This window comes from Solibacillus isronensis (assembly GCF_900168685.1).
Taxonomy (GTDB): Bacteria; Bacillota; Bacilli; order Bacillales_A; family Planococcaceae; genus Solibacillus; species Solibacillus isronensis_A.
On the sequence record NZ_FVZN01000012.1, the window covers coordinates 12,884 to 36,995 of the forward strand.

The window sequence follows — 24,112 nt, forward strand, 5'->3', positions numbered from 1 at the left end:
AAAACAACCCCTTTGATACTTTGAACAATTAACTTCACGATAAATATCGGTAATCTTTAGGAAAAGCACTAGTTCCTCTATTTATAGAATCTTCATCTTCTATAATTTCTATAGGTCCTTCGTCAAAGAAGAGTATTTCTTCATCAATAGACTTTAAATTTGCCTCTTCTACAATATCTAAACCTATCTTATTAAAGTCAGAATTGATAACTGAGCCCTCATAATCATCATTAAATATAATAATTTCTTCATTCAAACTAATAGATTTAACTTCAATTTTTTCTATATTTTTAGTTTTAAAGGAAGGAATTATTTTTTCGCATTCAACCCATGTACCATATACCATACTGGATTCGCTCTTTTCATCGCTTAGATGCTTATATAGACCTAAGTCAACAGAGTAATCGGCTTGAACAACTGGCATAGGGGCAATACAAGCAGCTGTACCAACAATTAATACATTAAACATTGCTGTACCTTGATGTTGAAAAACCATAATATCCTCTCCTTAATATGTAGATTCTTTTGATGCAACTGTAATTCCAAACTCAGCTACTGATTTTTCATTACATAATATTTTAACCACATAAACTCCAGGTCTTTCAAAAGCAATATCCTTGAAAGTTAACTCGTAAGCAACACCCGTTAAAGCTTCAATATCTTCATGTTGTTTCTCTTCTTCACTAAGTTCCTCAGAAGCGCTAACAATAAAAGATGCAGATTTACTTAACAAAGTTTTATCTGGTCTATAAATTTCTAAATACCCATTTTGGTTCACAAAGTTATTTTTAAATACCATAGTAAATTGAACGTTAAATGAATACTTATTAGGAAACGAATCTAAAAATATCACTTGTAGCATCTTTGAACCTTTGTCTGTTTCCTTTTCTAAATGCTTAAAAATAAAATTTGTCACATAAGGCATACAAATACCTCCATACTTCCCAACATTAATTTATATTCCCTAATTACATAATACATTATTCCACTTATGTTTGGAAATAAACAAATTGCTCAATTTCTCAATAATATTTTTTTGCTTGCGTCAACGAAATAAGTTTCCCCACTTCCTAAACTTCAATGTAATATATGGGGAGTCATAATTATGTATGACTTGTATTGTAATTATCATACCCTAACCTTTCGAAAAAATGTGGGTATTTTTTTCACGAAACACTTCTTTGCATTTTTTCTTTTATGAATTTAATTTACCTCGCTTAACTCTAAGTACAGTTTATTTTATTAATATGGGTATTTTTAACTTAGACAATATTAAATATTATACAATTCCAATCAACATCAACATTTTTTAATAAGACACCAAAAGTCGTAAAAGTGTAGTATTTGTGTAGTGTAGTTTTACTTTTTCTCTTTTTTTAACGATTACTCGAATAAACGTTCTCACATAGCAAATCCCCTCAAACATTGTTACATCAACGTTTAATGGGATTCATGGACTTTATGTGCGACTAATACAAACTACTAATGACGCCCTCGAAAGGAACGACAACCTCAAAACGTAATGTTAATTTGTTAGGGAAGCTGATTGTTTGAGGCAGTTGCTAATTTGAGAACATGCACTCATGCAACTTTCTCCTATTTCACCATTACCACGCGTCACATATTCATATGCGCGGTGATTGTCATAAGAGCCAACGATGGTTAATCCATCTTCTTTCCGTTGAAGGATCACCGGCTCATTGGGTGCGTGTTTTAAGAAGTCATGAATACCAGCAGCATCCGTTGTCTTTTTAAGTGATAACATTGGCGTGATGTGCTTCACCTTTTGTAAATCCCCATTCATGGCCGTCACAATACGTTGTGTTGGCGACATTTCAGTGATGAACTCCGGGCGAGCTGTTTCAAGTGCAACTAAGTCAGCATACATTTCATCGTATTGTATGGATTCCAACTTTTTAAGTCGTCAATTGATGCCCCTGCAAAAGTATCCGCCTGATTCTCTTGAATCAGGTGTTTTGCTATTTGTACCATAACCGCGCACTTGTATACAGCTGTATTATAGGGATCAATTAATTTCCAACCAAAATCCAACTCAAATACTTGTAAACCCTGTTGCGTCATTTCATCGACCGCTTCAATAGGGCTGATTACATCCATTGGGGAACCAAGTCTGTTTAAATGCTGAATATGTATGATATTTAATTCTTCATTAATCGCTACATTATATTCTGCATTATTGTGGTTGAAATAAGGAATCAACTCTTTTAGCTGGTCCAGAGTAAAGTAAATTGGTGTGTCATTTTCAATATAGCAATCAAACGGGGCAAAACCTTTTGTAGATACCGTATGATTGTGTAAGTGTCGTGTCGTCACATATTCTTGCGTTACCAACATATACTCGTACCCCTACCCTTGAGTGACTTCAAGGCGTTTTTTCGATACGACTGTAAATGTGCCAAGCCCGAATCTGTCATAATCCTGCATAGTAGTAAGATCGATTAACGCGGAGTTAGTGTAGAACTTTATAATTTGTCCTTCTAATGTCTCCTCACGTTTAGCGTCATACCATCTCACTTTTGAACCTTCTACCGCTTTATTTTTTGCCATGTTTCATTGCCCTCTTTCATATTTGATATATAATATAAATATAGAAACTTAGCCAAGTTGATATATATAGAGGCCATAAGCCTAAATCCTGAAATGCACTTGTAATCTTTTAGATTGCAGGTGTTTTTTCAGTCCTATGTTCAACTCGAAAATCTCTATATCGTTTGTAAATAAAATAAGCGGCGAGCTAGGAACACTCGTCGCTTATTTCAAAAAGTAATGGTTGTTGTTTAGCTAAAAGATTGAATCCACTCTACAAGGAAGCCTAACACTTAATGCCGGATAACGCCATTAAGAGATAAGCACATTGTATAGAATCATTGAACAGATTACGATTGTTTTCCCAAATGCTTTCTGATGGGTGCGCACCAATTCACCAGATTGGCTTTTGGAAACGCTAATCGAACTAATAATGCTTTATAGTCGCGAACATTATTAGGTCCAATATCAACCCGAACGGACTTCGTTGCCAGTGTCGGATTGTGATTACTAAATAAATCCCCTGTAGATATAGTGTTAAAACCTTTGTTTTTAGCCGAAAAAGTATTAAATTAAATCCACCTTAAAAATAATTGTCGTTTGTCGTTTGTCTAAAATTAGATATTACAGATTGCCTTTAACTAATTGAGCAAAGAAGAAAACAGCTAGGAATAGTAATGTAAACACTGCTAAACCACCTACTAACAGTAAAATGCCATGTGTAATAGCTTTTGTAAAACCACCAACAGAAATTTCGTATAAGTTGCCGCCAATTTCAAAATGTGTTGCTTTGTCCGATTGTGAAGAAATAACCGGTGAAACTTGGCTGCGTCTACGTCCTTTGTTGTTTTTTTGGTACTCTCTAAATTTTTCAATAGATGTCGATTTCATAAATAATCACTCCGAGTTTTTATTTATCATTAAACGCAAAAAAGCACCTACTGATAAATGCGAACAGACGAATCCCTTTAAAGAGTTTCGGTTGTTACACTTAATCAGTAAGTGCTAAAAAATACCCTTCCCTGTGAGATGGGTGAAATTTAAAAGTAAAAATAAGCGAATAATAATATACAGGTATTGTAACAAATATCTTTTGTGCTGTATAGCAAATTATGTATTCACTTGCTGATATTCGTTTTTTAATAGCAGTATGACGTTTTTTATGGAGGTTTTATTTATCTTCTTCAGAAATATAAGTTAATAGGGATGCACCTTGAATGGTTAATGCGACTGAATGATTTGCTCCATCTTGATAGATAGTGAAAAGTCCATTTGAATATAGTTCACGAACAGCTAATTCAAGTAACATCACATCAAGTTGTCTTCCACTTTTCGTATTGTATTCCATTGCATAGTGAGCATACCAATCTTCAACAATTGCTTGACCTAACACATATCGGCCACTTGAATTCAATTGAATTTGTTCGGGCCAATTTTTGTGATCAATTAGTAATATTAATGCTTGAATAGATAATTTATCTATTATTTCTAAGAAATAATTATGCTGTGAGAACTTATTTTTGAAATCGTCATTAACTAATTTTTCTAACGTGTAAGATAAAATCTTAATTCCCTCTTCTACAAATGGTGTACTTTCTGATATACGCTTGTATTTGTTAAATAACATAAGGCCATATTGATCTTCGGTTAGCATTATCTGTAGTTTTTCTTTAAATTCTGCGAGGTCATCAACTCTACTGAATAATTCATTAAATACTTCAATCTGCTTTTGTTCTTCAATGTTTCTACTATATTCTTCTTGAGCTTTAAAATAATATTTAAATAAAGGAGCCTTTTCTTTTATCTCTCCTTTTATTACATTCGAAATACTATCCAATAAAAGGTTTTTTTTATCAGCTGCTGACACTTCAATTTCTTTTAGTGATTCTTCATAGCCCTTCTTAATTCTAGAAACATCATTTTCAATAGGTAAAACTTCATCTTTAGAATTTTTTTTCATTATAAATTTCCTCCTAGCAAAGTAAATTGAACAATCTTTGTTGTTCAATTTAAATTCTTCTTTTTTACCGTAAAATAAGATATTTACGAAGTGTTTTTGCTCAAACTTTATTTCAAAGCTACAGGATTATGAACCTGATAATGTTATAAATGATTTAGTACAATATATCTTATCTACCTAAAATTTTCTTTCCTAAAGCAAAGGCTCCACCAATAGCTGCCGCTCCTAGAACTATTGGTGCTGCCGCAACTGCCGCTGATCCTACAGCAACGGCTCCGGCAATTGCTGCTCCACCAACAGCTGTACTACCAATAGCTGTTCCAGCAGCAGCAGTCGCAGCGGCAGTTACAACACCAGTAGCAGCTGTAGTAGCAGCGGCAGTAGCAGTAGTCGCAACTCCAGTGATGGTTCCTGCACCAACCATTATAGAACTGCCAATAGCAGTACTGCCAATTGCTGTACCAACAGTAGTAGCAGCTGTGGCAACAGTTCCAGTCACGACAGCGCCAACGGATGTACTTGCTAATGCGCCAATGGCATAACTTGAAGCTGTAGCAACCGCTGTATCGCGAGTAATAGCGACACCTGCTTCGGATAAATCTTTATCTCCAGAAAAAACTTCAACGATATTGGTTCCAATACTGAAACCAGCACCCGCTGCCCCACCTGTTCGCGCAGATGAAAGACCTGCTTGATTTAATGAATATATTTTGGATGTGATTTTAGCATTAGATGTACCAAGAATTTTGCTTTCTAGTTTCATAATATCTGCTAAACGTGTGGTTTGATTTAAACTTACATCTGATTCAATTAATTCTAATCCGGCAGATTTAGCTCGTTGTATTAATTGAGTATTTCCTTTGTCAACAACCATAGTTTGTCCTTGATATTTAGTGAAATCAATATAAGTGTTTTTATAACCAGCTTTTGCTTGTCCTAATACCTTAGTACCATCAGAATTTATAATTAAAAAATCTGCAATACTATTATTAGATAAAACCTTAGTAGGTGTTCCTGAAAGTGTTGCCTTTGCAGCATGTAATTCTTCAAAAACAAACCCCTTAAACCCGCCTGTTCCGCCACGCATTGTATTGTATTTTGCTAAGTTTGTGTATAATTTATCGTAAATACCAGCATTTTTAAATGCTGTAACGGTCGCAGTAGGTACATAAGAACCTTGATATTTTGCGGAATTGTATATATCAACTTGCTCTGCAAAAGTATCTAAAGTCCAATTATTCTTATCAATTGTCAACTTTACTTCATCAATACTAAGTCCTGTATAATGACATAAGGTAGAAACTTTATTGACCAATATCATTGTTTCTTTTACACATTCATCTGAACAATAAATGTTCCCTTCAAATTCGTAAGTACATTCAGTTAAATGATGACAACAAGGGCAATTTGTTAAATTTGATTTAGCCGTTTTCTTTTGATGTGCCGCTGAATTTATCACATCTCTAACACTTTGAAACGTATTGTATTTTGCTAAGTTCGTGTATAATTTATCGTAAATACCAGCATTTTTAAATGCTGTAATGGTAGCTGTAGGTACATAAGATCCTTGATATTTAGCGGAATTGTATATATCAATCTGCCCTGCCAAAGTATCTAAAGTCCACTTATTCTTATCAATTGTTAACTTTACTTCATCAATACTAAGTCCTGTATATTTACATAAGGCAGAAACTTTATTTCCTAATACTGTTTCTTTTACACATTCATCTGAGCAATAAAAGTTCCCCTCAAATTCGTAAATACATTCAGTTAAATGATGACAACAAGGGCAATTTGTTAAATTTGATATAGCCGTTTTCTTTAGATGTGCCACTGAATTTATCACATCTCTTACACTTTGAAACGCGAGTTGTTTTTCTTTAGACACCGTTAGTACTTCATCTTCTGGTGATTTGCTAGATTCTATTATTAAATTACTAAGAGTTTTTCGAACTTCAAAATCAACCGACATTGTAATTGCCTCTATTCTAATACATAATTAATTATTGAAAATTGTAAAATATAACACAATTTACAATTTTATTATATATAAATATAAATGTATTAGATACTATATTTGAAAAAAGCAGTTATAGCATAAAAACCACTTTATTCAACACCTAATAGTGAAGTAATACATAACAAAAAGAAGCCAAACCGCGCTTATGCGGATCGGCTTCTTTTTTGTATGCTATTAATTAAGCATATCGTTTTTGAATTTCGGCTGTCGTCAAAGCTGAAATTACTTTCTCAAAATTGTTTCGCTCGAATAAATCTACCCCAAATTCCGGTATTTTATTACGTAGCATATTTGCTACATAGTCAACACCTTCAATTGAAAGCTCAGGGTTGTACGTAATTAAATCTGCTAAGTACCCTACAAGTTGTTTGTAACGGTCTTTATCATATTGTTGATTTAATAACGCGACTATAATTTCATCGAATAAAATGTATTCTAAATCAAAGGCCATTTCAGTTAATGGTACTTCAATATGAAAATCCTTCTCTTGATCAACACTTTCACGAATTAGAGCTGAAATTCCCCCATGGTTAAGGAAAAGTTCGTCAATGCTAATTTGAACCAGGTTATCAAAGTTTGGATCACCATATTGGCGTTCTGTTGGAACAGCTGAAAGAAATACATTTGTTGCGAAGTTGTTGTCGTCATTATCAAAGTATTCATCTTCTAACCAAACAGTAAATGAGCTACGGTAATCCTTATAAGTGAACGTTAATTCCGCTGCTGCGTGCATATCTTGGTCTTTTGTTGATTGGATTTCTACTTTAAAAAATTGTTTCATAATTGGTTTCCTCCTGAAAAAGCGGCGGTGCCGCGTTAAGTCGTATTTTTGTATTGTCTGTTTTGTCATTATTGGGGCACGTGCCGATTAATCCATAAAGCTAGGTGCTTCATCGTAAATAGCCAAAGGCGTGCAAATATTCGTTTCCTCATCCCACTTTGCTTCAATGTATTTCCCTAAAAGGTATGGCTCACTTGATTGAGTCACGACAAATAGATGCAGGCTTTTGCCTCCATGAAATATCATCTTACAAACGCTGTTTAATGTAACAGGTATACTTTTATTGAAAATGTGTGGGTCTGTTAGTAAATTGAGGTTGTCGTTATCTAAAAAGTAGGCTTTGCGGTTGAGCTTACTGCCGAGGAATGTTCGGTGTGCTGTTAGTTTCGGTAGAGATTTCTCTATCGTCAATTGGCACACGTCGAAAATGGCTCCTGGTCGAATAAGTTCGTCAGGCGTTAGCATAAACGGATGAATCGCATTCCATTGTTTTAAAAGCTGTTGTACAACTTCTGGTACACAAGGATTGTTATTCAAGTCATATGCCAGCTGATAGGTAAGCTCGATAATGTCGAGTTCATTTGCTAAGGGGATAAATAATGCGTTTTGTACATTACTGAACGTTGGTACGCTGTCCTGTACAAAGAGCATTTTATTTGTATGAGTGTTTACCCATAAACCTGTATGCAAAGGGTCTATATTCTTTGTGGGGAATGATTCAATGAAGTGATCGGCCATCGTTCCAGCGCGGTTGGCTCGGACAATGTCTTCAACTGTATACGGTTGCTGTTTCTGACAACCTGAACAATCGTAAGTCGCATTGATGATGTTTTCGAAACAAATAGCATTATCAGTCCCAAAAACAATGTCAGCCGCACGTGTAATGGCTTCACATGATTTACATTTAACATCTACTAGAAATACAGCAGTATTGGATTGGTGTTGAATGTTCGGTGCTTGTAAGTTGTTCATACAAAATGCCCTCCTTACAGCCAACCGAGTATCATCGTTTCTAAAGCGATTGCTTTATCCACTTCACCGCGCTTCATAGCTATATCTAACTCAGTAACTTCCTTCTGCATTCGTGATACTTCTGATAGCTCATATGCCTCAGCTTGCTCACGTGCTTTCGATAGAACGAACGAATGAACGTCAATCGACTTGTTACCAAGTAAAACCTGTTCAATTACGCGTAACTGCCAGCTAATTAATAGGTTAATTTTAATTTCATCGTTCCCATTTAGCGTTAAGTCCTTTAATTGCTCAATTGCACGATAGCTACGATCTACTACTGAATCAATCAGTTTAAAAATATCTGTTTCTAATGTTGGAGTCATGATGTTTTCGAGAGCAGCCGCATTTACAGATAATGAACCGAAGTACGATTTGTACTTATTTAGCTCATTTTCAATCATGTATAGATTGCTGTATGTACCACTAATCTTCTTAACCGCATCCGACGTTAGATTTAATCCTTTTGATGAAGCACGTTTGTTAATCCAGCCCGCAGTATTATACATTGGTTTACCTTCAAAACATGTAGCTTCTTTTAATAGCGTTTTAACAACCTTCTTACGTTTGTCCAGTTTGAAAGGACATTTTAATACAACTGTCATTTCCGCATCACTTTGTAAGAATTCTTGTAACGCCTCTGTCGCCTTTTCAGGAGCTTTTTCAGTTCCTAAGAAATAAACATCATTGAGGATGATAAACTTCTCACCAAACGAAAATAGAGATCCTTGTGAGCAATTGAAAATGATTTCATTCATATCCATTTCACGCACATCGTATTTTTCAATACTGTCTGTATCTGCTGGCTTCAATCCTTCAATATACTCGTCTAGTAAAAACTGTTCCTCACCATACACTAAATAAACTTTCATAATCAATATCTCTCCTTAAAAAATGGTTTATTGCTATTAAGAAACAAAAAAGCACTTTTCAGGAGTGTATTTAGACAGATTTATCCCGTCTTAAAATATCACTCTAAAAAGTGCTTTCAAAAATAACTCTCCAATCTATGATTGGATAATAGAAAATTAAAAATTAATAAGTGTTAATAGCAATACATTAATATTACCTTCAAAAATGGCTAATATCAAGTAGTTTCAAGGATTTTAATACTTACGTTCGCGGCGGCGGGCTGTATACCCTTCAATTGTGACGTAAACCATATAATTTCAACATAGTAAACCATAAGCTTTCCACACTTAGAGCCTCAACGGTTTCAAGCACTTTTATACTTCATTACCCTATTAAAAATTTAAATCTAAATAAAAAAGCCCCTTTCTTTATACTAAAAAAGGGGCTTTAGGAAGCTTTATGATTTATTTTTTTACTTTAGGAAATGTTATGGTTTATTCTTTTTATACCTGTTAATATCATAACCTAACTCTTCAACTATTCCTTTCCATTCTTGACGAATCTCAGTCTCTAAAAAGACTATTCTCCCAATTTTATTATTTATACGAGATTTGCTAGGAAAAATACCATCTTGATGTAATTCATTAGCAGCCAATCGAACTCTTTCAAGAATATTTTTAATCCGATTTTCTTTTTGTTCACTTAATTACGCTTTATTTCTGGCACTAACTTTTTTACATAATTCTGGTTCATATAATCTTGCTACCCTTGCTGTAATATTAGATTCTTCTAATAACTTTGTAAGGCTTATAGGTACATCTCTAATAAGGGCTTGTTTTAGAATTTTTTCTACTTCCACTTTCTTTACTGTTTCTTTCCATAGAGCCCAAATAATTCTCTTGTATCTTAAAAGATACCTCCGGAAAATGTCTTAGAGCATATTTTGCGTCATAACCATTTTCCTTAGCGATTATAGATAAACTTTTCGGTTCATTATTTTCTACTACTTCCAATAATCTTAGCTTGAATGCAAGTTTACTAACTCTCTTTTTTAGATTATTCGCCTCAATCTCACTAATATTTAGCTTAAATGATTCAAAATTGCAAACTGCGTTATATAAAGTCTGATTCAATTTATACATTAACTCTAATACATTTCTTCGGTTGGGTCGAAAACTGTTATTCATCCATCTTAATAATGAAACATAGGTTATACCTAACATTTCTGAAAATTCCACCTTACTTTTTATATTGGAATTTTTTTAGGGGTCACTCATTATACACTAATTGTATACAACCGCCACGTTCCAAACGGAACGTGATGACTCCCACTTCTTCTATATCCAATAAATTTCAACCCATACGCTCCAAACGGAACGTGATGACTCCCACTTCTTCTATATCCAATAAATTTCAACCCATACGCTCCAAACGGAACGTGACTGTCATTTTGCAAAATAAGCTATTAAAAATGACAGAAAAATATCAACGCATTAGATTAGGGTTAATCAGAAAGCCATATCTAACCGCTATTTATAATTGGTCAGGAAGTGCGAAACGTCCAACATAATTATGTGAGCTCCTGATTCGCACTAAGAAATTAGAACCCTTCCAGGACTTCGACTTTCAGATTTTGAAGGGGTTCCACAGTTATATTGTAATCCTCGATGGATTGGGGCGATGCGGATAATTCTTTAACTTTTAATGAACGATGCACTTTAGCTGATGAATATTGTCCACTTTTATTTTCGTGTTCCCACCAATACACATTCACAACTTCCATAGAACCTTCGGGACGTGCTGTGGAACTGTCGTTCTCAAATATGGATGGCAGCACTTTTTTAATTTCATTGCAATCTTCTTCTGTAAAATTCGTATCTTCTGCTAAATAAGCATTAATACTGCCATAGGCTACATATAAACCAAAATCTACGGAATGTTTGTCTCCCATACGATCGGCACTTAGTCCCCCGTCCTCTTTTGTTTCCAAATTGACGGATTTAGTAATTTTATTGGTTGTTATAGAAACTGGTGAAACTGAATAAGCATTTTGAATTGAGACTGGACCGCGGATGCCGATGGAAAGCCCTTTTGTTTTTTTTCCGTCTGCATCTTCTCCTTTAAAAGAAATAACTTGACCAAAAGCTCGAATATCGAAAAATTTAGAGCATGCAATTTTTGAATAGTCTTCTTTTGTCACAGCTTTTTTTAATTCCTCTACATTGGCCATACGATCTTTTAAGCTGGTAAATTCGTCAACAGTTTTTGAATCGGATTGTACAAAGATGGATAAACCATTATCCAATAAGCGGTTGCGTATTTTTCGTTTTAAAGAAACATCTGTAATTTCCCCAAGTCCTGAGTAAGTTGTACGAGGGCGGTTTCCATTATTCGGATCTCCGTTAGGATTGGCATTCTTCACAGTGAATACAATCGCAAAGTCTTTTTTATTCATCTTAATTTCCCCTTTTATACAAGTGTGGTTTGTTCGTCAGTTTTTTAGCAACTTCATTCTTTTGGTATAGTGCATGCTTTTGTTGATAATAGCCCAATAAATATTGCGGCTCTAATGGTCTAGATGAAATAAAATCTTCCATATTAAAAAGCGCCATAATTTCATTTAGTACTTTTTGATAGCGTGCATTGTATTTCCCCAGCTTTCTTTCGTAAGGTTGAATCCTTTGCTTTAAAATTTCCCATGTAACTGCAGGCTTTATCGCTAATTGTGATGTGAGCCGTTCAGCATTGGTTTCTCGATATTCGTTGTTTTTATAAGTGGCATATTCTAAAACCTCTGCAACTGCTAATAGGCGGCCGTATAAATAACTTCTATCCTGATTAGTGTGATCTAGTGCCAAATCGATTTCTCCTTTTGCCTGGTAGTTTAATAGTGAGCAGAATATAGCCAATTCTTTATTCCATTCGAAACTTGAGTATGAATGACGATTTTTTATTTTATTAAAGGCAGGATTAATCAACGTGCGCGGCAGTTCTTTACCGTTAAGTATTTGTTCTAAAAAGTCCCGTATATAAGACTTGTAAAGTGTGTCATTATTTGCGGCGACACTCCTAACGTACACATGATTAATAATGCTTTTTAAGGATGGTGTGCCCATTTCTCTTTCGAACTTTCCCGATTCTTCATTATAAATGTTTGGTAAAAGCCAGCTGCAGTAATGGAACCATTTCATTAAATTAGCGTGTAACTCAGACCCCTTGAATTGCTTGAAAGAAAGAACGCTTAATCTACCGATTATTTGAGAGTCTAATATTAAGACAAAGTAATTATCAACCATTGAAATGTCATCTATTAATTCCATGACTTGTTCTTGTGATTTATTACTCCAGATAAATTCAAATAGATTAATAGCTGAATTTGCTTGTTTATTCCATATTAGAAACGTCCGACCATCAATTATGAACCCTTGTTTAATTATGAGCCATTTGAGGGCGTTGTGAGCCTTCTGAGAGGCTTCAAAGCTAATTGCGAAGTTGTCCTTGCTATCCGTAAAGCGTCCCAAATATCCTAAAGGATTCGCTGAGTTTACTGAAATTAATTTCGCTTTATCGCCACCGGAACGAATTTTAGATGGTTGTATATTACTTGTAGGAGCATACTCACCTGTGATGTAGCAGACATCCAAATCAGTTAGTTGTGACTGACTATAATCTATAAAATTTTGAATGAGTTTTTCTGATTCCCAGGGATTTGTAATTTCCCCATCTTCATCAATAAACCGGAAACGAACAAAACTATCAGAAGGAGCTGCTACATTAGAAAATATCGGTGGTTTTTCATTACGAGCACCGGTCCACTTATTCTGAATTTTATTGTCATCCGATAATAGAATGACTTTTGATTGTACTAAATCCTCGATCAATCTTCCTTTAGACAAGTAATTATACAAGGCTGTTACTTCACTATTTGCGAAAGGAAATTCCACCCACTTAGCCAATGCCTCTATATATAGGGGAAAACCTTTTGCTTTTTTAGCGTCACCGGTATATAGAAGGAAATCACCTGCAACATACATAAGTTTGTCGTGTAACGGGTGTGGTGTTATATTCGCAGTACGGTTAGAAGACTCTTCTGTAACGGGAATGACCGTATTGTTATTTTCCGTGACTACTTCTGCTGAATGGAATGTACCATCTAACGCAATTGTCACTTCTATTGCTGCGATTTGTGTGGAATGTGATACTGGTAAAAGCATATATTCCATGCCATTACGCTTATATTGGATCTTCCCTACAATTTCTTGGTTAGCATTATAAGTTTCCAAAAGCGTTTTAAATAAAAAGCTCATTTATTCACCACCCTCTAACCCGTTTAACTCTTCATCTGCGGATTTTATGTTAATTGGTGTGAACGAATATTCTTTTGTTGTTAAGGGACGCTTAACGATACATTCTTCAGGACTAGGAAAATGGATAACCCCATCAGTCATTTGTGCATTCCAAAAACGTGTATAAAAAGACTTGTCCGTAGAACTGTCAGGATAATTAATACTATGTACCATTAAACCGAAGTCAAGTATGTCGCTCGTATCGTAGTAGCTTTCCCCTTCTCCAAAAACACAAGGCTCAACATATGCGATACAGTCACGAGTTCCTAAAAACACATCGAACCTTCCGCCTTTTTTTACCGCACGTTTAAAAATTTCATTGTGCTTTTTCATAATTTGATCCGCTTTTAAATCAGGTCTAGCTAGATTTGGCTCAAGTCGCACCTTTACTTGATAAGCCACATCTTGTAAGTAAGTGTAATTAAAAAGGCCCTTTGAGCCATTTTGATTTTTTGTCAGCATCCCTTTGGAACAGGTTTGAATATTGTTCATAACACGCACTTTTTCGATAACGATTTTAATAGATGGCTTCCAGTATATTGATTCAGCTATTCCGCGCATTGCATCATAAGTTGGAATAAGCGCGGTTGTTTTTTCTCCACCATTTTTAGAAAAAGGCTCGGTGAAAAGAGCGTTTTTACCGTGTACAACAAAGTCTATGGTCGGTAAGGGTTTGGGGTTATTTAACATAATGGGAATCCGAACCTCCTTTAATAATTATTACCTAATATCATACTTTATTTTACTCAATAATTGAATTGGAGGGAAATATTAGAAAAGTACCACTTTATTTATTAAGGTTTAATCGATTTATTTATAACGGGGAGTTGATTGTTTTGAAATGTTGTATTTATTGTTTCAACAATAAATTTATAAAAGCAGTCATTAAGGAACAAAATGAAATTGACATTTGACCTACTGCAATATGGACGAACATGAAGATGCCTATGTATCTGATATCGATATAATAGGTGAGTTAATCCGCGAAGAACTTGGATTAGTCTATAAAAATGCGACGACGGATTATGTACCATACCATGTTCTTGGGGTGGCTACATCAATAGAGGATGTTCTGCGATATGATGAGGATATATTCTCTGTAGATTTAGATGACACAGGAAATATACCTGGTCTAATTCAAGACTTATTCACATGTAGCGGGCCATCACAACGTGAAATTGCTCAGGGCGGTTATGATGAGTGGGAAGGTGGGGATGCGGAAATCGTAAAAATTGATGAATTTTATGTTGATCGTGATAATAATCATTTTCGGTATCATTGGGCTGAATTCAAATATCTCGTTAAGCATGTAAATCGATTTTTTGATATTCGAGTTTCCTGTGAATATATGCTTGATACCTTTAAAAAATTTCTTAAACAAATGGAATCTTTAATACCTATTGGTACGCTTATTTGGCGAGCACGTTCAAATCCAGACCAAATGTTGAGTCAATTAAACACTATGCAGGAAGTCTGTGGCCCTCCGCCCCGAAATCTTTCTAAATCTTTCAGGATGAACCCAGCTGGCATCTCATACTTCTATGGTTCTGTTGATAAGTCTACGTGTAAAGAAGAAATTTGCCCAAAAATTGATGACAAGATAGTTTATGGCCATTTTGCAAAAAAAGAACTACGAATAGTAGATCTTAGTGAGGCTCCCTCTATTTATGCAAAGAGCATATTTGATCCTGAATACGACCATTCTCTAAATTGGGGTAGCGTCAGGAAAATGCGGATTTACAACGCTAAGCACATTTTCAAGACGATTCCCCAATTTTTAACAACGTTAAGAAAAGGTCAATGGTCTTAAAGAATCTAACGAGACCATTTTCTCGGAATTAAAATGATATTCTCCTAGCAAATTAATATGTTCCCAACCTAGAGGCGACATATGGTGCAATAATTCTTCATTAAAACTACCAGATTGTTTTTGATATTCAACTGCTTTGGTTAGATGTAGGGTATTCCAGATACTAATGGCATTGATAATTATGTTTAAGGCACTGGCCCTTTGCAATTGATGTTGTATCGTTCGTTCCCTAAGCTCACCTTGTTTTCCGAAGAAAATAGCTCTTGCCAGCCCATTCATGGCTTCCCCTTTATTCAATCCTCTTTGTATTTTTCTTCTTAGCGATTCATCCGATATATAATTCAAAATAAAAATCGTTTTTTCTATTCGGCCCATCTCACGTAAGGCTGTAGCTAAGCTGTTTTGTCTTGAATAGGAACCTAGTTTCCCCATAATAAGGGATGCTGAGACTGTTCCTTCTCTTATTGAATGGGCTAATCGTAAAACATCCTCATAATTTTCTCCAATGACCTTTGTATTTATTTGTCCACGTAAAATAGCTTCTAGTTTTGGATACTCACTTGCTTTATCTATCGTAAATAATTTTGAGTCCGATATATCTCTTATTCTTGGAGCAAATTTAAATCCTAATAAGTGGGTCAATCCGAATATTTGGTCTGTGTAACCGGCTTTAATTGTACTAGTATTAGAAGTAGTAATTAACGTATCTCATGTTATCAACTACTTCTTTTTTATTTCCTTATAGATTCATTATATGTACTATGAATTTTATGGATATATAGTATCTAACGAAATGATTTTAGACATGGGGGGAAATTTTGAAAGTACAAGAAGTTCTCATTCATGAGAAGAAAAGATATCTGTTAATTGACAATGGAGGGCATCCAGTTACTTCAGTTGCAAAGTATATAAAGTATTTAGATAACATTGGAAAAGCTGAAAACACACTAAAGTCATACTGTTACCATCTAAAGCTTTACTTTCAATTCCTAGAGGAGTGTAGATTAGAATATCAAGAAGTAAACCTTGATATTTTAGCTCAATTCATCGGTTGGCTGAGAATCCCTGATCAATCTACAAAAGTCATTTATTTTGAAGCAACCTTAGCGAAACGATCAGAAAAAACGGTCAATACCATCATAACGTGTGTCATAGGGTTCTATGACTATTTGACTCGTAATGAGGATTACGGGGGGAATTTAAATGATCAATTAATAAAGCAAGCCCCAGGGCGTTTTAAGACTTTCAAACCTTTCCTTCATCACATTACAAAAGGGAATTCTTATGATAAAAACATTTTAAAGATTAAGGAACCAAAGCGTTTAATCAAAACTTTGAGTAAAAATCAAATCCAAGTGATCCATGATGCGTGCAGCAATATACGGGATGAATTATTATTCCGTATATTATATGAAGGAGGATTACGGATTGGAGAGGCCCTTTCTTTGTGGGTAGAGGATTTTGATATAGGTAAAAACGCTGTTACGGTGAGGAAATCCAAAACACCAGATGGAGAAAAACGAAAAGTTTATGTGTCTATTGAGACTATGAATCTCTTTCAAGATTATCTAATAGACTATCATTCTTACGAAATTGATAGCAATTATGTTTTTATCACCTTAACTGGACCAAATCGTGGTAAACCAATGACTGATGGTTCTGTACGTTCTTTAATTAAACGGATGAAGAAAAAAACAGGAATAGATTTTACCCCTCATATGCTCCGGCATACATATGCCACAGAGTTACACGCAGCAGGAGTTGATATTGCCATCATACAGAGGTTATTAGGGCATGCACACGTTCAAACAACCATACAGACTTATATCCATGCATCCGATGAAACCATACGTGAAAGCTGGGAACAAGCTCATTCAAATAAAAAAATGGGAAGAAGAGATAAATAATGATACAGAACACATTCAAAATAAAACCCCTTCCCCATCATTTGGAACAGATAAATGAACCATTACTTGGATATTGGGCAAATGATGTGTGGGATGTACAAGAATGTCCCTTTTTGGATAAACATTATGATTGGAATAGAAAATTGATTTTTGATAAGGTACACAATCTTAGATTAAAAAATGAATTAAAATATTATTTTTATAAGGGGTTACAGGAGACAAGGATCTCGATTATCTATGCTTTTATGCATTATTCTCCATGTCTTAAAGTTTTTACAGAATTCATCTCTCGATATTATGCTGATTTAGATTCTATTATTGATATTCCGAAAGAAAAGTTTCTAATAGAGTATCGAACATTTCTTGTAGAGAAAGGAAAATCAGTTGAGATTGTACACCGGAAAAAGTCATCACCGTGGATGTCACCAACAGTTCAACCATCATTGTATATTAGACTATTTCTTCAAGTTTATGATTTTTATTATTACTTTTATGACGAACGAGAAGAAACAGATAAGGATTGTTGGGATGTACGAAATTTGAAGATTAATTATAACAATACAATCAGTAGATATTCATTAGACTTTTCGAAAATTCCGCAACCTTATAGACAATTATTTAAAAAATATATAAAGACTCGCCTAGTTGTTCAGCAATCCATTAGCTTTTCTACAGCAATATGTTATTTAAATAGACTTTTGTTTTTCTTCACCTTTTTGAAGGAGAAATATCCTGAGTGGAAAGAATTAAATCAGCTATCTAGAATGGATATTGAGGAGTATATTGAATACTTGCGACATTCTACTATTAAAAAAGGAAAATATTTAATTAATCCAGATCACAATTATGTAAATCGTTTTTTAATAGACCTTAAAACGTTTATCTCATACATACAAAAATTCGAATGGGAAGAAGCTCCGATAAAGTCAGTTATTTCACTATTGTCAATTGAGGATATTCCTAAAAAGAAAAGAGCAAAGGCTGATGAAATTAAATATATTCCGGATGAAGTATGGGAACAGTTAGTTTGCCATATTAACCAACTTTCCTCAGATCATATACCTATAATTCTTCTAATGGAAGCTACAGGTTTTCGAATTAGTGACGTTTTATCACTTATAATTGACTGCTTAGTAAAACAAGAAGATGGCTGGTGGATTATCGGAGATCAAAGAAAAGTAAGTTATAAAAATCATAAAGTTCCTATTTCAGAAGAAATTGCTAATGTTGTCTTGGTGCAGCAAGAAATTACAAAAAAGAGATCCTCTTTAGACACGAACCCTAAGAAATATTTGTTTCCAGTACTTAAAGGGAAAAGGATGGGTAATCCCATATCGCAGGATTCCATAAAGCTGAACCTTAATAAACTAGCTAACAGATGTAATATTAAGGACAAGGATGGAGAAATTTATTGGTTTAAAAATCATGCATTTCGACACCGTTACGGTGTTAATTTGATTAATAACGGAATGAATATCCTTCATGTTCAAAAATTGATGGCACATGCCAGTCCTGAAATGACATTAGTCTATGCCCAAATTCATGACCAGACACTCCGTGATGAATGGGAAAAGGCTCGAGATAATGGCGCAGTAAGATTAGATACACGTGGAGAAGTTATTGTCGCTGATTTAGCTCAACAGGCTAAAGAAAATGGAGTTGAACTGGAGTGGATACGTCACAACATGGACTCCATTCGTTTAGATCATGGGTTTTGTGTAAAAAGCCCAAAACTTCATTGTGATTTTCTTGAACAGACATTGGAACCACCATGTATTAAAAACAACTGCCGAAGTTTTCACGTTGACAAGACTTTTCTCGACTATTATCAAGAACAGATATCTAAAATGGAAGCTGATATTGAAGTATACAAAAAATCCGGAAGGTTACGTTCCATTGAGTTAATTGAACCCAAATTAAAAAGATATAAAGAATTAGCAAATGGTTTACTACATACTGGTGGAATCTTTGGTTTAGATAAAACTAGACGTGAGTATGTTGGAGATGAACGTGAGAAGGTGATGCAAAATGTCTAATGAAACCCCAAATACTGAAGGTATTATAAAATATGCGAAGTTGAAAACGGAAAAGTCCATTCAAAAAGTTGAAGAAGCGATCAAAAAGATGATAAAAAAACAAATGAAAATCAATTTTAACTCTATATCTGCAGAATCAGGGGTTTCAAAGGCATTTCTATACAGAAATACAAAACTCCGAGATCGAATCGAAACACTTCGCAAACAACAAGAGGGTCTCCCCTCAATAAAGCAAGTTAAAAGGAATATGAGTGACGCATCAAAAGATGTAATTATCGCTTCCTTACGGAAGCGAGTCAAGCATTTAGAAAAGGAAAATAAAGAAATTAAAGAACAATTGAAAATTCAATATGGGAAAATGTATGAGGATATTTAAGTTCCCACTCTTTTTCCTTTCCCTGTTGATTTTTTTCTTGTAATATGACGAAGCCATAAAAATGTTGAATGTCTTTTTTGTACAATGACATCGGATTCATGAATATTTATGTTAAAATATCGAAGAGATTTTGAAAGATTGTACTTAAAATATAGGGTCATTTAGTGGAAAAAGAAATTTCAATAGAAATAAAAAATTGCAAGGTAAAATAGTTAAAAAAGGCTGAGTATATATGAAGATTTCTTTAATTGTTGCGATGGATAAGAATAGAGTAATTGGTAAAGAGAATGACATTCCTTGGAGAATTCCGAATGATTGGAAGTATGTTAAAGATACTACAAATGGACATTCAATTATATTAGGTAGAAAGAACATTGAGTCTATCGGAATAGCTTTACCTGGCAGAAGGAATATTATTCTGACACGAGATAAAGGTTTTAATTTTGATGGATGTGAAATTGCCCATTCAATTATAGATGTTTTTGAGTTATGTAAAGATGAAGAAGAGATTTTTATTTTCGGTGGAGAACAGATTTATAGTTTGTTCTTACCTTATGTTGAAAAAATGTATATAACAAGAATTCATCATGAATTCGAGGGAGACACATTTTTTCCTGAAGTTAATTTTGATGAATGGAAAGAAGAATCTGTTGAAAAAGGAATTATGAATGAAAAAAACCCATATAACTACTATTTTCATGTTTATAAAAGAATAAATTTATTAAGCTAACAGTTTCAGAGATTTTAAGTAAAACTTTTAAAAAATGATTAAAATATTAAGCAACAATAATTTTTGGTTAGAGAGAGGTTTGGAAAATGAAAAAAATTGACATTTTAAATGGTGGATATGTGATCTTACAAGACTACATGGGTTCCGACTTATCTGTTACAAATTCAGCTCGTGTTTCTTATAACAAGAAAAAGGACGTTCTTGACGATAAAGATAAGGGACTCATTGACTTTCTCGCTCGTGAAGGTCACACAAGTCCATTCAGACACACTTCACTTCAATTTGAAGTTTACGTCCCTCTTTACGTCGCAAGACAACATTGGAAGCATATCATTGGTTCTGGATTTCAGGACCCATTCGTTGCTTGGAATGAATCTTCTCGTCGTTATATTACTGAAGAACCAGAGTTTTACATACCTAATGCTAATGAGTGGAGATCGAAACCAGCAAATTCAAAACAAGGCTCTGGCGAGAATTTAAGTGAATTATCTGGAGGAGTTTTTACAAAGAAGCTTGAAGAGCATATTGCTGAAGGTGAACGCCTTTATGAAGAAGCCATGGAAGCTGGTGTGGCTCCAGAACAAGCTCGATTATTTCTTCCTGCTTACTCTATGTTTGTGAGATATTATTGGACTGGTTCTCTTCAAGGTGTAGCCCATTTCTTGAATTTAAGACTCCCAGAGGATGCCCAATACGAAATTAGAGTTCTTGCTGAAGCTGTGCAGGAATTAGCACATGAGAAGTTTCCATTGTCCCTTGACGCTCTCCTCAAATATAACTAAAAAGTAAGGATGGTTCTTGTTAATTCCATTTATTTAAGTGCTTTAATGGAAGATGATGGCTAACGACTTTGAGTCGTTAGTCATTTTTAATCATTCTTTAAATACATGTCTATAATGAAAGAACACAATTAAATTCTAACTTTTTTATAAAAAGGTATTGATAACCATTTGTATCAGTAAAATGTTCCTCAATATCTAGATCTGTTTCATGATAAAGTAGGCCATCAAGGGTATGAGTAGCTTCCCTTGTATTAGTTGAAGCAACCTCGATATGATGAGTCGTATGCCTATCATTTATTGATCGAATCATTGTAGCTCCTTTTTCCATACTTTTGTAATGTGGATTAACATCGGATTTTAGAGCTGAGACGCCCACTGGGACGCGCATTCCGTCTGAAGCAGTGGTTTTTCCTTCACCCCAAAAGTCTGCAACAGGAAGCTTTAACTGATAATTAACCAAAACAGATTGAGCACGAGTCAGAGCTTCTTTATAAAAGCGCCATTGTTTGGCATTGGCTAACTGAGAATAAGAAATTCCAGGAGTTGATTGGGCCATTTTTTCAAGACCAATATTCATCCCTAAACCCAGCAAAGCAGCAAAAATAATTTTTCTTTCTTGTTCACTCGGCGGTTTCCCTGTAGAATCATGACTAAATTCTTGTGAAAAGTTGGTCCAACTGTCCACCTCAATTAAAAGATCACTAAGCCTTATCTTAGGAATTATTGAATAAAGTTTTTTTCTATATATTTCTGCTTCGCTAGGTGTAACTTTTTCCAACTTTTTAAGGTTTGCTCTTGAAATTCTCTTATCAACTGTCGAATAAAATTGAAGCTGTAAATCTAAAATTATTTCCCGATCCTTTAAATAGTCCTCAAACGTGTCTGGAATAGTTTCTGAATCAATACAAGCAGATAAATCAACTAAGTAATCATCAATATTTCGATGGATCATACTTCCTTCAACTGAAATATCTCCTGATCGAATATTGTTCTTTAGCTCGGTGAAAGCTACTAACTCATAGTAAGACCGATCTATTTTCCCCTCTTCTGGCCGAACAAGGCTTTTCCATTTTTTACTCACAAAATCAGTAGAAGTATCTGCCGGTATTTTTCTTTTACCACTATTGTGTAAATCAGTTAGTTGAGTTAGGGCCATGAGGACTGGATTTGCTGCCGGAGTTGCTTTGAACGAAAGGGTCCTCAATAACATTGGCGTGTATCTTCGGAGGTAATTAGCTTTATTTCGAACCATTTCTAAATAGCCATGATTTTTATTACCTGTAATTTTTTTAGCTTCTTCTCCATCTTGTACTAAATCTTCCCAAGGCATGATTCGTTCAATTTCGTCAAAAGGATTACTATCATTATCTTTTGCAAAGTGAAGAGCATCAATTAAAGAAGCATAATGTTCCAATTTTTTAGTAGCCAATTTTCCTTTTTCTTTTAACTGTTCTTGTGAATCACGTGTCCCTTTGCGTTTAATACTTGCTAAAATGCGGTCATTAATCTCAATCAGTTGATCGATCAGATATTGATGATGATTGACTAAAAAAGCAATAAGTAAAGAGTATCTTTTTTCAAGCTCAAAACGGGAGAAGTCATATGCATCATAATTTTCCCCTAGTCTAGCTAGCTGAAGAAACCTGTTCCGATTAATATGGGAGACATTAATTGTCCCGAGTCCCATGGAAGCAATCACTTCCACTTTTTTACAAATACTCATAAAGCTTTCTGGATTTGCCTTACCTGGAATGTCTTTTAGCCAAGCGAGTTTAGTTATTTTCGTCTCTTCATAAATTTGAAACAAACTCTCTAGTTTTTCAATTTGTATATCTGTTAATGAACAGAGCAATATTGAAAATAAGTTGTTTTCTGCTTTATCTCGACAGCGGCTTATAATGTCTTCAAGTGTAGCTATAGATGGAAAAATAATTCTTTTTCGAGTTAAGAAATCAATTGTTTTTTTCATTAGATAGATAGAGTCATCATTTTCTAAAGCTAGTTCAATTAAATATTCTATTAACTGTTTTTGTGTATTAGCACTACCGAATCGATGATAGTTGAATACTTCTAAGATCTCGTTGAAGTGATTTGCACGTGTATTTCTATGATCATATGAATTTAAATCAATTGCATCAAGATGGAGCTGTCGACTCACATATGAAGTTAGTCTGGTTGATTTAATCGGCCAATTACTTAAAGAACACCCAGGATACCGGGCCAAACAAAGTTGTATCGCAAATCCTAGTTTATTGACCTTTCCACGGTGTTGATTAATAACCTCCAGATCATAATCAGAAAAACTAAAATACGCTTTAAAATCCTCTTCTGATAAGTGGTCTACAGAAAGAAGTTGTTCACGCTGTGAAGTAGTTAAAATTCTTTTCATAGCCATATCTTAAGCATTCCTTTTATTGAGGTAACGGTAAAAGGTTGTTTTGCTTAATTTAGAGGCATCAAGAATTTGACGAATAGAATACTCTTTGCTGTCATACATTTTTAAAGCTAAATCAATTGATAGCTTACCTTTACTTGGACGGCCCCCTTTTTTTCCTCGGACTCTGGCTGCCTTAAGACCAGAGTTAGTTCGTTCAATAATAATATCCCGTTCCAGTTCTGCTAAACTAGCCATAACTCGGAAAAAGAATCTTCCCATAGACGTTGAAGTATCTACGTTATCTTGAATAGATATAAAATTGACACTAAGTTCTTCAAATAATTCAGAAAGTTCAATCAAATGTTTAGTTGATCGTGAAATTCGATCTAACTTGTAAATGACAACAGAATCTCCTTCACGTAGTAGGTTGATCATTTCTTCTAATTGCGGTCGGTCTTTTTTCGCACCAGTTACTTTTTCTTGAAATAATTTATCAATTCCATAATGAGTAAGTGCATCAATTTGTAAACTAAGATTTTGATCATCCGTACTCACTCGAGCATAGCCAAAAATCATA

General features: G+C 34.5%; 24 protein-coding genes and 1 pseudogene. 6 read left to right on the top strand and 19 right to left on the bottom strand.

Annotated features, from left to right (window positions below; genetic code table 11):
* Positions 1 to 34: 34 nt before the first annotated feature.
* The 16 genes from B5473_RS05045 to cas5c all read right to left on the bottom strand — a co-directional run bounded on the left by B5473_RS05045 (position 35) and on the right by cas5c (position 14,207).
* Positions 35 to 496, bottom strand: coding sequence for a hypothetical protein (locus B5473_RS05045; protein WP_079523955.1), 462 nt, complete (start codon positions 494 to 496; stop codon positions 35 to 37).
* Positions 497 to 508: 12 nt separating this feature from the next.
* On the bottom strand, positions 509 to 925 hold the full coding sequence (locus tag B5473_RS05050; RefSeq protein ID WP_079523956.1) for a hypothetical protein: 417 nt from the start codon (positions 923 to 925) through the stop codon (positions 509 to 511).
* Positions 926 to 1,525: 600 nt separating this feature from the next.
* Positions 1,526 to 1,888, bottom strand: coding sequence for a hypothetical protein (locus B5473_RS05055; RefSeq protein WP_065217364.1), 363 nt, complete (start codon positions 1,886 to 1,888; stop codon positions 1,526 to 1,528).
* A complete protein-coding gene (locus B5473_RS05060) occupies positions 1,873 to 2,355 on the bottom strand; it encodes a hypothetical protein (RefSeq protein WP_065217365.1) in 483 nt (160 codons plus the stop codon). Before B5473_RS05060 ends, B5473_RS05055 begins: the two co-directional genes overlap by 16 nt.
* 12 nt (positions 2,356 to 2,367) lie before the next feature.
* Positions 2,368 to 2,568 carry a DUF2187 family protein gene (locus tag B5473_RS05065; protein ID WP_079523957.1) on the bottom strand — a complete coding sequence of 67 codons (201 nt, stop codon included), beginning with the start codon at positions 2,566 to 2,568 and terminating at the stop codon, positions 2,368 to 2,370.
* A 603-nt stretch (positions 2,569 to 3,171) separates the two neighbouring features.
* Positions 3,172 to 3,438, bottom strand: coding sequence for a hypothetical protein (locus tag B5473_RS05070; RefSeq protein ID WP_079523958.1), 267 nt, complete (start codon positions 3,436 to 3,438; stop codon positions 3,172 to 3,174).
* A gap of 280 nt (positions 3,439 to 3,718) precedes the next feature.
* Positions 3,719 to 4,507 carry a hypothetical protein gene (locus tag B5473_RS05075; protein ID WP_079523959.1) on the bottom strand — a complete coding sequence of 263 codons (789 nt, stop codon included), beginning with the start codon at positions 4,505 to 4,507 and terminating at the stop codon, positions 3,719 to 3,721.
* Positions 4,508 to 4,676: 169 nt separating this feature from the next.
* Positions 4,677 to 6,479, bottom strand: a complete 1,803-nt coding sequence (locus B5473_RS05080) for a hypothetical protein (RefSeq protein WP_079523960.1) — start codon at positions 6,477 to 6,479, stop codon at positions 4,677 to 4,679.
* Between the two features lie 226 nt (positions 6,480 to 6,705).
* Positions 6,706 to 7,308: a hypothetical protein gene (locus tag B5473_RS05085; protein WP_079523961.1), complete on the bottom strand. Its 603-nt coding sequence runs from the start codon at positions 7,306 to 7,308 to the stop codon at positions 6,706 to 6,708.
* 87 nt (positions 7,309 to 7,395) lie between these two features.
* On the bottom strand, positions 7,396 to 8,280 hold the full coding sequence (locus tag B5473_RS05090; protein ID WP_079523962.1) for a hypothetical protein: 885 nt from the start codon (positions 8,278 to 8,280) through the stop codon (positions 7,396 to 7,398).
* Positions 8,281 to 8,294: 14 nt separating this feature from the next.
* Positions 8,295 to 9,191 carry a DNA polymerase III subunit delta gene (gene holA / locus B5473_RS05095; RefSeq protein WP_079523963.1) on the bottom strand — a complete coding sequence of 299 codons (897 nt, stop codon included), beginning with the start codon at positions 9,189 to 9,191 and terminating at the stop codon, positions 8,295 to 8,297.
* A gap of 467 nt (positions 9,192 to 9,658) precedes the next feature.
* Positions 9,659 to 9,826, bottom strand: a complete 168-nt coding sequence (locus B5473_RS20600; protein ID WP_176142018.1) for a hypothetical protein — start codon at positions 9,824 to 9,826, stop codon at positions 9,659 to 9,661.
* A gap of 166 nt (positions 9,827 to 9,992) precedes the next feature.
* Positions 9,993 to 10,358 carry a hypothetical protein gene (locus tag B5473_RS05100; protein WP_176142019.1) on the bottom strand — a complete coding sequence of 122 codons (366 nt, stop codon included), beginning with the start codon at positions 10,356 to 10,358 and terminating at the stop codon, positions 9,993 to 9,995.
* A 413-nt stretch (positions 10,359 to 10,771) separates the two neighbouring features.
* Positions 10,772 to 11,626, bottom strand: a complete 855-nt coding sequence (gene cas7c / locus B5473_RS05105; RefSeq protein ID WP_079523965.1) for a type I-C CRISPR-associated protein Cas7/Csd2 — start codon at positions 11,624 to 11,626, stop codon at positions 10,772 to 10,774.
* A 1-nt stretch (position 11,627) separates the two neighbouring features.
* Entirely contained in the window at positions 11,628 to 13,478 is a 1,851-nt protein-coding gene (gene cas8c / locus B5473_RS05110; RefSeq protein WP_079523966.1) for a type I-C CRISPR-associated protein Cas8c/Csd1, read from the bottom strand.
* Entirely contained in the window at positions 13,479 to 14,207 is a 729-nt protein-coding gene (gene cas5c / locus B5473_RS05115; RefSeq protein ID WP_079523967.1) for a type I-C CRISPR-associated protein Cas5c, read from the bottom strand. It abuts the gene before it with no gap.
* Between the two features lie 235 nt (positions 14,208 to 14,442).
* Here cas5c and B5473_RS05120 point away from each other — a divergent pair, with 235 nt between their 5' ends.
* On the top strand, positions 14,443 to 15,327 hold the full coding sequence (locus B5473_RS05120) for a hypothetical protein (protein WP_079523968.1): 885 nt from the start codon (positions 14,443 to 14,445) through the stop codon (positions 15,325 to 15,327).
* On the opposite strand, the pseudogene B5473_RS05125 reads toward B5473_RS05120, so the two are convergent.
* A pseudogene (locus B5473_RS05125) lies at positions 15,304 to 16,005 on the bottom strand (Tn3 family transposase); the annotation flags it as partial. The gene B5473_RS05120 and the pseudogene B5473_RS05125 sit on opposite strands and share 24 nt — an antisense overlap.
* 140 nt (positions 16,006 to 16,145) lie before the next feature.
* On the opposite strand from B5473_RS05125, the gene B5473_RS05130 reads away from it, so the two are divergent.
* From B5473_RS05130 to thyX, 5 genes are all read left to right on the top strand, one after another.
* A complete protein-coding gene (locus tag B5473_RS05130; protein WP_254865247.1) occupies positions 16,146 to 17,234 on the top strand; it encodes a tyrosine-type recombinase/integrase in 1,089 nt (362 codons plus the stop codon).
* Positions 17,234 to 19,270 (top strand): tyrosine-type recombinase/integrase, encoded by a 2,037-nt coding sequence (locus B5473_RS05135; protein ID WP_079523970.1) that lies wholly within the window; start codon positions 17,234 to 17,236, stop codon positions 19,268 to 19,270. The genes B5473_RS05130 and B5473_RS05135 overlap by 1 nt, the downstream gene beginning before the upstream one ends.
* Positions 19,263 to 19,646 carry a DUF6262 family protein gene (locus B5473_RS05140; protein WP_059040596.1) on the top strand — a complete coding sequence of 128 codons (384 nt, stop codon included), beginning with the start codon at positions 19,263 to 19,265 and terminating at the stop codon, positions 19,644 to 19,646. The genes B5473_RS05135 and B5473_RS05140 overlap by 8 nt, the downstream gene beginning before the upstream one ends.
* A 232-nt stretch (positions 19,647 to 19,878) precedes the next feature.
* Complete coding sequence (gene dfr / locus B5473_RS05145; RefSeq protein WP_059040595.1) at positions 19,879 to 20,376, top strand: DfrD/DfrG/DfrK family trimethoprim-resistant dihydrofolate reductase; 498 nt, start codon at positions 19,879 to 19,881, stop codon at positions 20,374 to 20,376.
* An 86-nt stretch (positions 20,377 to 20,462) separates the two neighbouring features.
* A complete protein-coding gene (thyX, locus tag B5473_RS05150) occupies positions 20,463 to 21,158 on the top strand; it encodes an FAD-dependent thymidylate synthase (RefSeq protein ID WP_059040594.1) in 696 nt (231 codons plus the stop codon).
* A gap of 109 nt (positions 21,159 to 21,267) precedes the next feature.
* Here the strand turns inward: thyX and B5473_RS05155 are convergent, their stop codons facing one another.
* Entirely contained in the window at positions 21,268 to 23,553 is a 2,286-nt protein-coding gene (locus tag B5473_RS05155; RefSeq protein ID WP_439848467.1) for a Tn3 family transposase, read from the bottom strand.
* Positions 23,554 to 23,556: 3 nt separating this feature from the next.
* Positions 23,557 to 24,111: a recombinase family protein gene (locus tag B5473_RS05160; RefSeq protein WP_000576156.1), complete on the bottom strand. Its 555-nt coding sequence runs from the start codon at positions 24,109 to 24,111 to the stop codon at positions 23,557 to 23,559.
* Between the last annotated feature and the right edge of the window lies 1 nt (position 24,112).